The organism is Hymenobacter translucens (genome assembly GCF_020685205.1).
Taxonomy (GTDB): domain Bacteria; phylum Bacteroidota; class Bacteroidia; order Cytophagales; family Hymenobacteraceae; genus Hymenobacter; species Hymenobacter translucens.
This window is the reverse complement of sequence record NZ_JAJERB010000003.1, coordinates 479,607-494,441: the sequence shown is the minus strand read 5'-3', so window position 1 is coordinate 494,441 and position 14,835 is coordinate 479,607. Positions and strand designations below refer to the sequence as shown.

Here is a 14,835-nt window from a genome sequence, read left to right as displayed (position 1 = left end):
GAAGGGGACGGTGCTTACTCGCGCACAATCCGGCGCAGGGCCGTCTGGCCGTCGGCTCCCAGCAGACGCAGCACGTAGATGCCCTGGGGCAGTGCCGACAGGTCCAGCGTGGCATCGGCGGCGGGCTTGAGTTGCAGGCTGGTGCTGAGTGCCTTGGCGCCCAGCAGGTTCTCAACTGTAGCGGTGTAGGCTCCGGCCGCGTTGCCGTCCGTCAGCCGCAGGTGCAGCTGCCCCGTAGTGGTAGGGTTCGGAAATACGCTCAGCGAAGGCATGGTGTGGGCCTCCAGGGTGGCCAGAGGGTTAACCACCTGCACCAGATAATCCTCGGTTTCGGAGTTGGGCTGCCCTACCACGCAGGGGTTGGCCACGTTGCCGTTCAGGCGCACCACCACCCGCATGCGGGTCAGGCCTGCGAAGGCGGTGCTGGTAGGCACGACGAACTGACCGGTGAACGTGACCTGGTTGTTTGACACCGCATTCATGACCAGCTCCGACGGGGAAAACGTTCCGTCCTGGTTCCAGTCGATCCAGACGGTGTTGGTTCGGCCAAAGTTGGCGTTGGTAGTGATGCTCAGGGTGCGCGTGGTTCCCAGGCGCACTACCAGGCGCCGGTCCAGGTAGGAGCCGTAGCCATTGCGCTCAGCGCCGGTAAAGCTGCTGAAGGCCGGGTCAGGGGCCACCACGTTGGCTGTCACGCTGGTCATCCAGACGTTGTTATTCACGCCCGAAGAGGCGCAGTAGTTCACGCACGGAATCTGCACGGTTACGACCTGACTTGTCTGATTCGAGCCATACGGGCTGGTGACGGTCAGCGTCACGGTGTACGTGCCCGACGTAGTGTACGTGTGCGAAGGATTCTGCTGGGTGCTGGTGGTGTTGTCGCCGAAGTTCCACAGCCAGCCCGTCACCACATTTCGCGACTGGTCGGTGAACTGGATCGGGTTCTGGCAGCCACCAGGGACATAGTTCGACGTGAAAGTCGCTACGGGCGGGGCCGTGTTGGCTAGTACCGTCACCGTATAGTCCTCGACCTGGCCCAGCTGCGGGGCGTCGCAGGGGCCGGCGGCTCCGCCCACAAAGTCAGCCATTACCCGCAGGCGCAGGGGTACGTTCTTCAGCGCCGAGCTTGGAATCGTGATGCTGCCGGTGGGGTTCGTGGCGTTCAGCGCGACGAAGAGCTGCTCGGTAGTCGGATTGAAGACGCCGTTGTTGTCGAGGTCCAGCCACACGCGCACGTCCTGGGGATTGGTGCCCGTGGTGATGCTGATGGGGTAGGGCGTGGTTTCCGTGAGCTGAACCCGGCCTGCACAGGTAAAGTCCTCGTAGCCGGCCATGCCGTTCACCGAAGCCTGGTTGAGCGTGCCCAGCGTCAGCCGGGTAATGCCGTAGCCGCAGCAGTAGGCGGTAGTGGCGGGCGTACAGCTGGCGGCTACCGGCACCTGGTTGTTGTAGGTAATGTAGTTGGTGCGGGTCCGTGGGGCGCTGGTGCCGGCCGCATTCGTCACGGTCAGCGTCACGGTGTAGGTGCCGGGGGTAGTGTAGCAGTGACGCGGGTTCTGCTGGGTGCTGGTGGTATTATCGCCAAAGTTCCAAAGCCAAGAGGCGGGGGCGTTCTGGCTCTGGTCAGTGAACTGGATGCAGCCCGAGCAGGTCACGGTCTGGTCGGCAATAAACTCGGCCACCGGAGGCGTGGTGTTGGCAGCCAGGGTCACGGAGTAGTCCTCGGTCTGGGAATACTGCGGGGTGGAGCAGGGCGTGGGAATAGGCGCATTCACATAGTCAGCCGCCACGCGCATGCGGAGCCGCACGCCCAGGGTTGCGGTAGCCGGAAACCGCACCACGCCACTGTGCTGGCCCTGCACCGACGAGCTGAATACCAGCTCGCTCGTGGGGTTGAGCGTGCCGTTGTTGTCGAGGTCCACCCATACGCGCACGTTTTCGGCGGCATTGGCATTGGTTCGGATGCGGATGGCATGGTCCGTGCCCACGGTGAGGTTGGCGTTGAGCGTGCAGGAGTAGTCCCGGAACCCTTCCGTCACTCCGCCGGTGGTGTTGTTGATGGTCCCGAGGTTCACGTTCAGGATTCCCATGCCAAACGGAAAGCTCGACGAGGGCGCCGCACCGGGCGTGCAGGTGCTGGTAGCCGCCGGGCACTGGGCCTGGGCCCATCCCGCGCGGAAAACCAGCAGCAAGGCAAGCAGGCAGCAACGGCCCAGGCGCTTGGAAGTAAGGCGAAGTGCGGGTAGATTTTTATTCATAGGTGATGCTCGTTAATTCCGGGGGGGAAGAGTGCCATAAATGTAGCCACTAAATCCAACTCTTTAACACGACTCTCCAGATATACTATAGGTTGCGTACGGGGTGCTTTTCCTTTATCCGGAGCCTGGAAAACGTTGTTTTAAGGAGCGGCGTTGACTGCCGACGCCGCTCAGGGTTTACTTTCGCCGCCTCAGTAATTCGTGCCCGTCGACGATAAGCCAGCGGCTCATACAAAGTAGGGCTGGTTACCGGTGGCCCGTTAGAAAAAGGTAGGCTGGGCAGCTGGTTTGACTGGCAGCAGGAGCCCGGGAGAGGGGTGGGGTAAGCCCGGAAATTGCTTTCAGGGGCTAACTGGCCGGGTAAGCCAAGGACGTGAGCGGACGGCCCCCTGGGTTTTTGGGAAGGTAAACCCGTAGTTTTGCCCGGCAAGGCGCAGGTACTACCACCGGCCGGACCGGACTCAGGCTGCCCGCTGGGGTGAAACAAGCCCGCAATTTCGGGCGAGGCGGTACTTCTACCATGGGTATTCCTTTTTGAATTTCTTGCTTATCTACCAGGTTAACAGCTGACTACATGAAAGATAAAGTAGTGCTTATCACCGGCGGAACCTCGGGCATTGGCCGGGCCTGTGCTCTGGCCTTTGGCCGGGCCGGCGCCCGGGTCGTCATCACCGGCCGCGACGAAGCCCGTCTGGCGGCCACCAGCCGGGAGCTTACCCAGGCCGGTATCGACAACCGGGCGGTCCGGGCCGATGTCGGCGTGGAGGCCGATGCCGAACGGGCCATTTCCACCACGGTAGCGGCCTTTGGCAAGCTCGACGTGCTGATCAACAATGCCGGCATCTCCATGCGGGCCACGTTTCAGGATGCCTCGCTCGACGTTATCCGGCAGCTAATGCAAACCAACTTCTTTGGCACGGTTTACACGACCAAGTTCGCTTTGCCTCACATCGTAGCCAGCAAGGGCTCGATTGTGGGCGTCTCCAGCATTGCCGGGTACCGGGGGCTGCCGGGCCGCACGGGCTACTCAGCTTCTAAATTTGCCATGCAGGGCTTTCTGGAAGCCCTCCGCACCGAGCTGCTGCCCCAGGGCGTCCACGTGCTGGTTGCCTGCCCGGGTTTCACAGCCTCCAACATCCGCCAGACGGCCCTGGCCGCCGATGGCAGTGCCCAGGGCGAGTCGCCCCGCGACGAGGGCGCTATGATGAGCAGCGAGGAGGTGGCCGAACACATGCTCAAGGCCGTACAGCAGCGGCGCCGCGACATGGTGCTTACCGGTCAGGGCAAGCTCACCGTATTCCTGAATAAATGGCTGCCCTCCCTTACCGACAAGTTGGTGCTCAACCACTTCCGTAAGGAAGAAAACTCTCCCCTGAAGTAGCCTGCCGGCATTTCCAACGCCTCTTGGTTTACTGCACCATAATCAGGTCGTGCTGGCGGATGTAGGCATCCTTACCCCGCCATAGTACCCGATACCAGATGTCCTGCCGGTCCTGCACCACCAGCCGGTCGCCGGCGGCGGCGGTGCTCAGCCAGTCGGCCCCGGCGCTGGGTCCACCCATCAGCGCCGCGCGGGGGCGGGTCACGATGCCTGCCCGCCCCGGGGCCAGCAGGTTCAGGTAGAGACCCACTGCCACGAGGTAGAAGCAGTAGAATGCCCACCAGCCCCAGTTAGTGTTACGGCGGCGCATCAGCAGGAGCAGCCCACCCACCACTGCGCCAATCAGCAGGAACTGCAGCAGGCGGTAGTAATACTGCCGGAAGGTAATCAGCAGGCGTTGCCGCCAGGTATCGGGGTAGCCCGTAAGCCGGTGATTTTGCGCCAGCTCCGCCATTTTCTGCCAGGTGGCTTTGCGCGGCTGCCGGGCCTGGGCTAAGCTCAGGTAGTACAGCGCTGCCGGGGAGTGGCCCAGGCTTTCCTGCACAAAGGCCATCCGAAGCAGTAGGCGGGGGGAGGCTTGCTGCTCCTGCCGTAGTACCTGCCGGTAGAGTGGATAAGCCGCCTCAAAACGCCCCCGGTCAAACAGCGAATCTGCTTTCGCAAGGTTTGGGCTATCATTTTGTCCCAGAACCGGTTGGGTGAGAATAGTCCAAAACAGGAAAAATAATTGCGCTTTTTTTAGCAAAACATTTGGTGAATTAGAGGGGGGCTTCTACTTTTGCATCCGCAATCAGGGAACACAATTCCCGGCTGCAAATAAACGATTCTGTAGCTCAGCTGGTAGAGCAGTACACTTTTAATGTACGGGTCCTGGGTTCGAATCCCAGCGGGATCACTAAAACACCGCCTCTGATTCAGAGGCGGTGTTTTTGTTTTTAGGGTGCGAATTGGTGTGCGAGGATAAGGCGAGCCCCTATCATTTTGGATTGTGGTGGCACACTAGGCTGCACTAACAAGTTGGCCGAGCAGCTCTACGCTAAGATTCTCGGCAAGACCATTGCCGAGGACATTGGCTGGGTATTGGGCTCAGTGCGAAAGTACCCCCTCGATATCGGACTGGAACGTAGCCCAGGCGGCCCCAGTATCAGTGGCCACGATGACGGCACCCGCAAGCGGGGCTACCGCACCGGCGGTAAGCTCCAACGACGCAACCGCTTGTTGCTGGCGGTGGATCTGGTACTGCTTCTGTTGTTGGCTGGGGTAAGCCGGTGCACGATGGAGTGGCAAAATAAGTCATCTGCCGCGCCGGGGCTCTTTTCCCAAGCATTCTTTACTTTGCTCAGCATACCTTCCAACCTGTATTCCACTTCCACCATGAGTGACAGCGACAACATGACTACCCGCTTTACGAAAGGCAACGTCCATGAGCGGCAGTATGAACTGGAGTTGCCAAGCGGCGTGGTCCAGGTCGGCGTTCAGTGCAAAAACATCCCCACGGACGGTTTTATTGAAGCCAGCATGCCAGGGCGGAACGGCGAGTTGGTGTTCAATGTGCCGAAGATGTCGGTTCATCACCCGAATCTGCTGGTGATCTATTCCATTACCTTCGCCGAACCATGTCGGGCTACCATGACCATTCGCTACTATGTAGGCAGTCAGTCTCCCGGGTATATGGCTTCCGTAGATCCTGTTGTCTTCTTCCCATCTGAGAACAGACGTTGAAGGCCGTCAGACCAGCCGATGCACTGGCCTAGGCTTTCCAGCTTCACATACACCGCATAGTCGGGCAGGCACTTCCGGCAGGTGAACGTGCGGGTGCGCAGCGGCCGGTTGGTATCCGAGTCGTAATACACCTCAGCGCAGAAGGTGCCTAGGTGAAGTTCAATAGGTCCTCATTCAGGGTGCGATAGTTCTGCGTATGCCTTCACTTTTCGGCGCGTTGTGGCATAAGGCAGCAAACCCCTTGCCGTCATGGCATGGCCTCCATAAACATGTATCCTGCTGAAAGAAAAGCCAGAATACCACCCGGGCCTCATCCTGAAACAGCGGAAGGTTAGAAGCTTCACGCTTACAAAAACAAAAGGAAATCCTTACGCTTCCGGAAACTGGCGCTGGTAATGAAGCTTAAGGATGGTGTCGAGCTTCTCTTTGTTAAGCGGCTTGCTGACCAGGCCGGCAACGGGCAGCGCATCGATACGTCCCAGGTCAATTGACGTCATGGAGGCGGTATGCATAACGATGACCACGGCCTGCTGCTGGGCTGGTGGCAGCCGCTGGTAGGCGTCGAGGAAAGCCATGCCATCCATCCCGGGCATCTTGACATCAAGCAGGATGAGCACCGGCCGTAGTGGGTCGGCGGTGGCGACGAGGTCATTCAGCGCCAGAAGCGCCTGGGCGCCGTCGTTGGCCGAAAGGTACTGGTCGGCTACCCCCAGGCTTTGCAGGAGTCGTTCGTTCAGGTGGTTGGTCAGAGGGTCGTCGTCGACCAGCAGAACGCTGGAAAGTTTTATCATCGGGTAGAAAAGGCAGAAGGCTGCGCGGGGCGGCAGTGGGTAGGAGTTTGCAGGGCGTAGCTACGGCAGCTCGATAAAGAAGCTGGAACCAGCCTGTTCGCGGCTTTCAAGCCAGATGTCGCCGCCGTGGAGCTCCACGATCTGCTTAGCAATAAACAGGCCCAAGCCGGTGGTGGTTTCGCCCTGCAGGCCGGCGCGACGGGTAGGGTTGAATTTATCGAACAGGTGGTTGTGCAGCTTGCCGGGGATGCCAATGCCGGTATCCTGCACCGTGAACCGAACTTTGCCGTTGTGCGCGGCCACGCGCAGCGTGACGGTTCCGCCGGCCGGGGTGAATTTTAGCGCGTTGCCGAGCAGGTTGTCGAGCACGCGGCTGAACTTCTCGGGATGAAGCCGGGCGTGGAGTCCTTCGGCGGGCAGATCCAGGGCCAGGGTCACGCCGGCTGCCCGCGCGGCCAGCTGGTGCACCGCCAGCCGCGTGGTTACAAAGGCGGGCAGGTCAGTAGGCGTCTTTTGCAGGCCGTGCTCGTCGAGGTCACCGATATAGAGCACATCTTCAAGCAGGGTGGTGGCGTGGGCACAGGCGGTGTGAATCAGGGTCAGGTAGTGCACCATCTCCGGGGGCGGCGGCCCCTGCCCACTGCGGCTGGCTACCTCGCGCTGGAGCAGGTCAGTGAGCAGCTGGATGTGGGCAATCGGGCTTTTAAGATCGTGCGTAGCAAGCTGCAGAATCGTTTCCTGCGCGTCGTAGACGCGCTTGAGCGAGGTTTCAAGCTTTTTGCGCTCAGAAATATCCTCCAGGATCGTGTAACCCAGCTCAGCTCCCTCGTCGGGAAAAAGCACCGAGGTGATCTGGCACCAGAACGAGGAGCCATCCTTCCGGATCAGACACGTTTCCAAGGCAAAATGAGGCAGCTTGTGCGCCCACAGGCGCTGCTGCAGCTCCCGCCAGTCGGCACGGTGGTCGGGATGGGTGAACTCAAGGATTTTACGGCCGAGCAGGTCCTCCGGGCTCGTGTAGCCGAGCATGTCGACAACAGCCTGGTTGACCTGGCGGATGCAAAGGTCGGGGTCGATGATTTTCTGGCCCAGGGGCGAATTCTCGAACACCGTGCGGAAGCGGGCCTGGCTTTGCGCGTAGGCATCCTGGTGCTTGGCGATATCGCCCTGCTGTTGGCGAAGCAGGCGGACTTCCTCAAGCAGAGCGGCATTTTCGGCGGCCAGAGAGTCGGCGTTGGCATTGGGTTCGGGCGCTGAATGCATGCGGAATAGAAATTAACTGAACCGGCACGCGGATACGGGCAGGGATACCTACTGGTGAAGGTAGTGACTGGCGAGCCGAAAGTTCTGGCCGTGCGGTTTACGCGGAGTCTCCCATCGGAGCCGCGAGGATAGTAAGCGGCCAAAGGCCCGGTGCGGAAAGCAAAGGATTCCTGCTGCTCCGCTCTGCTGGAGCTTATCGAAGGGGAAGGGCCCGGCGGTGCAAATCAATTATCCAGGCCATTTCCCGTATCTTGGCTATGAAACAGGATTAACCAGAATTTTCCATGACGTATGATCCTCGGTTTGGGCCGGATGCCCAAACACCTGAGCAGCGCGCCCTCGTGCTGAAGAGGCTGCTGGCCTCGCTTCCGCGCCTGGAATCGAATGCTACAACCTACGCTCACCAGCTATATGACCGTTACGTAGCCGGGGAACTCACCTGGACCGAGGTGCGCGAAGCCCTGGACAAGACGACCGGCCTGACCCAGCTCTAGCGGCTAGCGCCGGAAAATGCAGCGGCCCTGCTCGGGTTAAGCAAAGCAAGGGCGGCTCATGAAAAGACGCACGTTTATAAAGTGGGGCCTGACGGGCTTGACGGGAGCTGCCTGCGGGCTGTATTCCTGGCAGATCGAGCCGTTCTGGCTGGAGTTTGTGCACCTAAAAATGCCGGTCAGGAATCTGCCACCGGCACTGGCCGGGAAGACGTTGATGCAGATCAGCGACATCCACGTCGGGAAAAGATTCGACTACCATTTTCTGATCGAGTCATTTAAGAAGGCGCAGGAAGTAAACCCTGATTTCGTGGTCTACACCGGCGACTTCGTAAGCGCTGACAAGGAGCAGGTCGAGTTTAGCGCGCTGCAGGAAGTTCTGGCCAGCTGCGTGAAGGGCCGGCTGGGAACGGTCGGCATCCTGGGCAACCACGACTACGGCCGCAACTGGACCCGGCACGCCGTGGCCGATACCGTGGCGGCAATGCTGGAAAAGCACGGGGTAACCATGCTGAGAAATGAGCAGGTCGGGCGGCACGGGCTCAGCTTTATCGGGCTGGACGACTACTGGGGCCTCGATTTTAATCCGGAAAAGGCACTGAGTACATATCGGCCTGACCAGGCGGCCATTGTGCTTTGTCACAATCCGGACGTGTGTGATTTAGACGTCTGGAATAACTACCAGGGCTGGATTCTGGCCGGGCACACCCACGGCGGTCAATGCAAGCCACCCTTTCTGCCCCCACCGCTTTTGCCCGTCAGGAACAAGCGCTACACGGCTGGGAAATTTGACCTCTCCGGTAACCGGACGCTGTACATCAACCGCGCCCTGGGCCACCTGTGGCAGGTCCGGTTTAATGTAAGACCGGAAATAACGGTCTTCGAGCTGGTGCGTGGGTGAGACATCTGCCTGGCAGCGGCCGGCAGTGAACGAGCAGGGCCTGAGCCAGCAGCTATCCACCGAGCACCTGGCGGCTATGGAGCGGGAACTCCGCTGGTACTATTTCTTACCAGCTGCTGCCAACAGGCACACCGCTTCGGGTTACGGAAGCGGCCCGCCGGCACGCCCGGAAGGGAGGCGGCAGAGCACCGCTTAGTGCCAGTAGCCCGCTCTGCAATCGTTCCCGGCATCGTTTGCATTGATTTATCGGCTGATTCAGCTTTTGGAGTAAGGCCAAAGGTGTACGTTAACGGCACTTTCACAGGGTATTGGAGCTGAGCTGGTAGTATTGCTCTGCTTTCCGGCCGGACAGATCAGAACCGCCAACCTGCGGCGTCAGTCCCGGTGAAAGGCCTATTGCCCCGCTCTGAGTACCTGCCCCGTCCGAGGCCGGCTTTCTGCCATCACCAAAACCCAATCCTCATGAAGACGAATACTTTTCTGCTGACCGCGCTAGTGTCCTTTTCGGGCCTGCTGACGGGCTGCGACACGAGCAATCCGGTCCCGGCTACTGCCGGTCCCCAGGCCTCGGCTACCGCTGATGTGGAGTCTACCTGCGCCGCGCAGGGCTGGGCTTCCCAGGGCGGCGTCACCAACGGCGGGGGCACGGCCACGCCCACCGTGGTCACCACCTACGACCAACTCAAGGCCGCCATTACCAACACGGCTGTCAAGGTAGTGCAGGTCAATGGCACCATCACCATTCCCTCCGGCGGGCGCATCTCGTTTCAGGACCAAAGCAACAAAACGCTGTTCGGCACGGCCGGGGCCAAGCTGGTTTCCGCCGACCAGGGCCAGTCTACATCGGGTATTATCAACGTGAAGCGCTGCTCGAACATCGTCATCCGCAACCTGATCTTCGAAGGCCCGGGCGCCTACGACGTGGACGGCTGGGACAATGCCACCATTGATGCCTGCACCCGCGTCTGGATCGACCACTGCGAGTTCCGCGACGGCGTCGACGGCAATCTGGACTTCAAGAATGCCTCCGACTTTATCACCGTCTCCTGGACCAAGTTCGCTTATCTGAAGGCACCCCGCGCCGGTGGCCCCGGCGGCTCCAACGACCACCGCTTCTCCAACCTGATCGGCTCGTCGGATACCTCTACCGGTGACCGGGGCAAGCTCAGCGTCACGTTTGCCCGCTGCTGGTGGGCCCAGGGCTGCGTGGCCCGCATGCCGCGGGTGCGCTTCGGCAAAGTACACGTGGTGAACAACCTGTTCGGCTCTTCGGTGAGCACCTCCGGGGTGATGGGCGGCTTCGAAGCCAACCTGCTGGTTCAGAACAACGTGTTCGAGAACATGAACCGTCCTATTGACCTGATGGACAACCGCTCGACGGCCGTCCAGGTCACGGGCAACATCTTTACCAACGTGACCGGCAACACCGCCGGCAACGGCAAGACGGCCTTCACGCCACCCTACACGCTGTCGGTGCTGATCGCCTCGAGCGTGAAAGCTGCGGTGACGGCCTCCACCGGGGCCGGCGCCACGCTGGCCGGCAACACCTGCGCCAGCAGCGGAATCTAACCGCGGTCAGGCGGCTCCGGTAGCCGGCCTCAATACAAAAGCCCGGGCCGCCTGCGAAGTGATTCGCAGGCGGCCCGGGTCGTTTTTTCAGCAATGCCGGAACGACGGTTTAGCTGAACGGAGTCAGCCGAGTCAGGCCGGAGCCGCACTGCTTTGCCCTCTGGGCCCCAGCACCGCCTTTTCCCCGGCTACGCCGCTTTCGAGAGCGTCAGCAGCTTTTCCTCCAGCTCCCGGGCGGCCACCGCGCAGGCGGCTTCGATGCCGGAAAACAGGGTGAGCAGCGTAGTCATGTTTTCCGGGCTGGCCCCGCCTCCGGCATCGGTAGGAATGAGGTTCACGGCCAGGCCCTGGATGGCTTTGGCCATGTCCTCGTACTCCGGGTTCATGCCCATCGTGGCAAACGTGGGAATAATGGAGTGCGTGGCCTGCTTGAGCGCCTTCCACTTCTTTTCCGCAATGGCCCGCTTCATCGTCTGCACCAGCTGCGGAATTTCCTGGAGGTAGAGTTGGATCATCTCGGCCATGCGCGCGTCGCTTTTGGTGATGCGCTGCAGGTAGTCGAAGTTGACGCAGGACGGTGCCTTTGGCGGTTCCGGCCCCTGGTCGGCTGCTTTTTTAGCGTAGTCCGAGCTTTTCAGGTACTTGATGATCTTGCTGTACAGCAGCTTGTCGTCGATGGGCTTGGAGATGTAGTCGTTCATGCCCACGGCCTTGCACTTCTCCACGTCCACGGTGGTCACGTCGGCGGTCAGGGCAATGATGGGCACCGTCAGGTTTAGCTGGTTGCGGATGTACTCGGTGGCGTCGAAGCCGTTCATCTCGGGCATCTGCAAGTCCATCAGCACAATGTCGTAGCTGGTCGTGCGCAGCTTCTCGACGGCTATTTTCCCGTTGCCGGCCACGTCCATGGCAAAGCCGAAGTCTTCGAGCAGGGTTTTCATCAGCAGCTGGTTCAGGGCAATGTCTTCCACGACCAGGATCCGCACGTCCTTGAAGCCGGCTTCGAGCTCGATGCTGAGGCCCAGCTCGGCGTCGGCCTTCTCGGTGGTTTTATTGAAGCTTAAAATAAAGCTGAACGTGGAGCCGACGCCCACCTTGCTTTTCACGTTGATGGTGCCGCCCTGGGGTTCCACCAGGTTTTTGACGATGGCCAGCCCCAGCCCCGTGCCCCCGTACAGCCGGCTCGTGCCGCTGGTGGCCTGCTGAAAGTCGTCGAACACCGTGCCCAGCTTGTCTTCCTCGATGCCGATGCCGGTGTCGGTGACGGAGAACTCCAGAATCACCTTTTCGCTGTCCTGCACCAGCATCCGCACGCCCACCGTGATGGTGCCCTCGCCCGTGAACTTGACCGCGTTGCTGACCAGGTTCAGAATGATCTGGTGCAGCCGCACCGGGTCACCCACCAGCACTTCCGGAATCCTGGCGTCGTACTCCATCACCAACGCCAGGTTTTTCTCCTGGATCTTGGTTTCAAACAGGTGCACCATGGCCGAAACGGAGGCCGACAGCTTGAACGGAATTTTCTCGAACGTCATCTTGCCCGCGTCCACCTTGGCCAGGTCCAGAATGTCGTTGATAAGCACGATGAGCGTGTCGCCGCTGAGTTTGATGGCGGTCAGGTACTCTTTCTGCTTGTCGGTCAGCTCGGTTTTCAGCACCACCTTCGTAAACCCGATGATGGCGTTCATGGGCGTCCGGATTTCGTGGCTCATGTTGCTGAGAAACTGCTGCTTGGCCTTCACCGCGTTTTCAGCAATTTCAGTGGCCGTTTCGGCCTTGGCCTGGGCTTCCTCGGCCAGCACCGTGGCCCGCTCGGCTGCAATCTTGGCTTCGGTCAGCTCGGTGGCTACCCGTTTCTGGTCGGTCACGTCCCGGGCCACAATCACCACGCCCAGCACCTGGCCTTCGTCGTTTTTGTACACCGAGCCGTTGAACAGCACGTCGGTAAGCTTGCCGTCCTTGTGGCGCAGCGTCAGGGGCGAGTCGGCCACCGTGCCCTTGGCAAACACTTCCTGGTACACTTCCCGCGCCATCTGCGGGTCGGTGAAGTAGGCAAAGAAGTCCGAGCCCAGCAGCAGCTCCCGGTCGATGCCGGTGATGTAGACCGTGGCCTGGTTCATGTCGGTAATCTTGCCTTCCGGACTGATGGTTACCAGCGGGTCGCGGCTGGCTTCGATCAGGCTGCGGGCGTAGTTGGCAATGCGCAGCTCGGCGGCCCGCTTAACCTTTTCATCGTTCTGAAAGGCAAGCTCCTTGTTGGCAATAACCAGCTCGGCCGCGCGCTTTTCCTTTTCGTCGTTCTGAAAGGCCAGCTCGATGTTCGCAATGCTCAGCTCGGCCGCCCGCTTCTCTTTCTCGTCATTCTGAAACGCCAGCTCCTTGTTGGCGACGCTCAGCTCCTGGGCGCGCTTCTCTTTCTCGTCGTTCTGAAAGGCGAGTTCTTTATTGGCAATGCCCAGCTCGGCAGCCCGCTTCTCTTTCTCGTCGTTCTGAAAAGCCAGTTCGGTATTGGCGACGCTTAATTCCTGGGCCCGCTTTTCCTTTTCATCATTTTGAAAGGCAAGCTCTTCGTTGGCCACGCTCAGCTCCTGAGCCCGCTTCTCCTTTTCATCGTTTTGAAACGCCAGCTCCTTGTTGGCTATGCTCAGTTCCTGGGCGCGTTTCTCTTTCTCGTCGTTCTGAAAGGCGAGTTCTTTATTGGCAATGCCCAGCTCGGCAGCCCGTTTTTCCTTTTCGTCATTCTGAAAGGCCAGTTCGGTATTGGCGACACTCAACTCCTGAGCGCGCTTTTCCTTTTCATCATTCTGGAACGCCAGCTCTTCGTTGGCGATGCTGAGCTCGTCGGCCCGCTTTTCCTTTTCGTGGTGCTGAAAGGCCAGCTCCTTGTTGGCAATGCCCAGCTCCGTCGCCCACTTCTTTTCGGCAATTTCCCGGGCCACGATGACGGCGCCCAGCAGCTCCCCGTTGTCGTCCTTGTACACCGAGCCGTCGAACAGCACTTCCGTGTGCATGCCGTTGGTATGGCGCAGGGTGAACGGCACGTTGGCGACGGCGCCGTGGGCAATTACCTCCCGGTACGCCTTCCGCACCGCTTCCGGGTCGGTGAAGTAGGTGAAGAAGTCGGACCCGGCCAGCACGTCGCGGGACACGCCGGTGATTTTCACGGCCGCTTCGTTGGTGTCGATGATAGCACCCTGCAGGTTCACCGTAACCAGTAGGTCCTGGCTGGCCTCGATCAAACGCCGATATCTTTTTTCGCTCTCTTTCATGGGGTGGGGTAACGGCCCTTGGGAGGCGGAATGGGAGTCTGGACGGCGGTAGTAAAATCAACCGAAAGCGGTTCGCAACGTCCGAAAGGCCAAAGCACAGGCCGGAGTGGATTGCCGGAAAACCGGGAACCATGTAAGATACCTCCTTTTCGCTTAGCAGGCCCGCCCGGCAGCGGGCGTCCCACTCAGACGGGCCGTTACGCGGCCGGCCTGTTGGCGCTCCTGCCCGGGCTCAGCTGCCCTCCCGTCCGCTTCGCCCGGACCCGACTACTTCGCCAACTGATTTTTCTCCAGAAAGGCGGCTAACCCGGTTACGGAGCAGGGCGAAAAATACTTTTTGCCGCCGTCTTCCGTGCCATTGGACACGATGCCCACGACGAGGCCCTGCTCGTCGACCAGGGGCGCCCCACTGAGGCCGCCGAACTGTTCGGGAACGAGAAGGTCCTTGAGCAAGATCCGGTTGCCGACCGTCTTGTAGTAGCTGAACTCGTACACCCGCTGGGGGCCGCTTTCCATGTGGCGGGTCCAGCCTACCACGTACAGCTTCTCACCGGGCACGAGCGGAGTCGTGCGAATTTCCAGGGGCTTGATGGTGGAATGATTCGAGCGGATTGAAAACACCAGCCAGTCCTCGCCGAAGGTGGCTTTGTCCTTCAGCACCTGGGTTTTGCTTTCATTCAGCAGCTTGTCGGCCACGACCACCTGCTGCGGATTGCTCAGCGAAAAAAGCGACCAGCCCGTGATGCTGCGGCCAAAGGAAACAGTATTCATTTCCTTGGTTTTAATGACTTTCAGCAGGTGCTTGGCCGTGACGGCGAAGGTGTCGTTGCGGTGCCGGAGCAGGAAGCCGCAGCTAAACCGGGGCTGGTTGTTTTGCGGGTCAGCGAATTCAATCCGGTTGGTGAGGGTGATTTCGGGAAACGTCTTTTGGGAAATCCGCTCCTGGGCTGAGCAGTCGGCAGCCAGCAGGACAAGCGTTAACAGTAGAAGTAGCCGCATCGAATTTTGGATAAGGTGGTCAGCAATAGCTAGGCGCCTAAGCTACGGGATTTGGGGCATGCTATGCAAAGCGCCTGATCCGCAGCCGGGTACTGGTAAAATCGAGCCGCCGCTTTTTTTCGGTAGCCTCACTCTGCCGGGCTGATCTGCTTCCGACGTGCGGCCCGCCTCATTGGCTCCACGAACTTCCT

General features: G+C 60.1%; 11 protein-coding genes and 1 tRNA gene. 6 read left to right on the top strand and 6 right to left on the bottom strand.

All coding sequences use genetic code 11. The features are described 5' to 3' along the window. Positions 1 to 14: 14 nt before the first annotated feature. On the bottom strand, positions 15 to 2,258 hold the full coding sequence (locus tag LJY25_RS21360; RefSeq protein ID WP_317206587.1) for a GEVED domain-containing protein: 2,244 nt from the start codon (positions 2,256 to 2,258) through the stop codon (positions 15 to 17). Positions 2,259 to 2,832: 574 nt separating this feature from the next. On the opposite strand from LJY25_RS21360, the gene LJY25_RS09225 reads away from it, so the two are divergent. Beyond that, complete coding sequence (locus LJY25_RS09225) at positions 2,833 to 3,639, top strand: SDR family oxidoreductase (RefSeq protein WP_227608034.1); 807 nt, start codon at positions 2,833 to 2,835, stop codon at positions 3,637 to 3,639. 28 nt (positions 3,640 to 3,667) lie between these two features. Here LJY25_RS09225 and LJY25_RS09220 read toward each other — a convergent pair whose 3' ends face one another. Then, positions 3,668 to 4,192, bottom strand: coding sequence for a hypothetical protein (locus LJY25_RS09220; RefSeq protein WP_227608033.1), 525 nt, complete (start codon positions 4,190 to 4,192; stop codon positions 3,668 to 3,670). A 269-nt stretch (positions 4,193 to 4,461) separates the two neighbouring features. Here LJY25_RS09220 and LJY25_RS09215 point away from each other — a divergent pair. Beyond that, positions 4,462 to 4,534: transfer RNA gene (locus LJY25_RS09215), tRNA-Lys, on the top strand. Positions 4,535 to 4,656: 122 nt separating this feature from the next. After that, a complete protein-coding gene (locus LJY25_RS09210; RefSeq protein ID WP_227608032.1) occupies positions 4,657 to 5,361 on the top strand; it encodes a hypothetical protein in 705 nt (234 codons plus the stop codon). A gap of 368 nt (positions 5,362 to 5,729) precedes the next feature. On the opposite strand, the gene LJY25_RS09205 is transcribed toward LJY25_RS09210, so the two are convergent. Both LJY25_RS09205 and LJY25_RS09200 read right to left on the bottom strand, forming a co-directional pair. Then, positions 5,730 to 6,152 (bottom strand): response regulator, encoded by a 423-nt coding sequence (locus LJY25_RS09205; RefSeq protein WP_227608031.1) that lies wholly within the window; start codon positions 6,150 to 6,152, stop codon positions 5,730 to 5,732. Between the two features lie 60 nt (positions 6,153 to 6,212). Continuing rightward, positions 6,213 to 7,415 (bottom strand): PAS domain-containing sensor histidine kinase, encoded by a 1,203-nt coding sequence (locus LJY25_RS09200; RefSeq protein WP_227608030.1) that lies wholly within the window; start codon positions 7,413 to 7,415, stop codon positions 6,213 to 6,215. Positions 7,416 to 7,699: 284 nt separating this feature from the next. Here LJY25_RS09200 and LJY25_RS09195 point away from each other — a divergent pair, with 284 nt between their 5' ends. From LJY25_RS09195 to LJY25_RS09185, 3 genes are all read left to right on the top strand, one after another. After that, positions 7,700 to 7,909, top strand: coding sequence for a hypothetical protein (locus LJY25_RS09195; RefSeq protein WP_227608029.1), 210 nt, complete (start codon positions 7,700 to 7,702; stop codon positions 7,907 to 7,909). A gap of 58 nt (positions 7,910 to 7,967) precedes the next feature. Beyond that, positions 7,968 to 8,807 (top strand): metallophosphoesterase, encoded by an 840-nt coding sequence (locus LJY25_RS09190; RefSeq protein ID WP_227608028.1) that lies wholly within the window; start codon positions 7,968 to 7,970, stop codon positions 8,805 to 8,807. Positions 8,808 to 9,269: 462 nt separating this feature from the next. Further along, positions 9,270 to 10,376, top strand: coding sequence for a pectate lyase family protein (locus tag LJY25_RS09185; RefSeq protein ID WP_227608027.1), 1,107 nt, complete (start codon positions 9,270 to 9,272; stop codon positions 10,374 to 10,376). Between the two features lie 188 nt (positions 10,377 to 10,564). On the opposite strand, the gene LJY25_RS09180 is transcribed toward LJY25_RS09185, so the two are convergent. Together LJY25_RS09180 and LJY25_RS09175 are read right to left on the bottom strand one after the other, a co-directional pair. Further along, positions 10,565 to 13,645 carry a PAS domain S-box protein gene (locus LJY25_RS09180; RefSeq protein ID WP_227608026.1) on the bottom strand — a complete coding sequence of 1,027 codons (3,081 nt, stop codon included), beginning with the start codon at positions 13,643 to 13,645 and terminating at the stop codon, positions 10,565 to 10,567. Positions 13,646 to 13,912: 267 nt separating this feature from the next. Next, a complete protein-coding gene (locus LJY25_RS09175; RefSeq protein WP_227608025.1) occupies positions 13,913 to 14,644 on the bottom strand; it encodes a trypsin-like serine protease in 732 nt (243 codons plus the stop codon). Positions 14,645 to 14,835 lie beyond the last annotated feature (191 nt).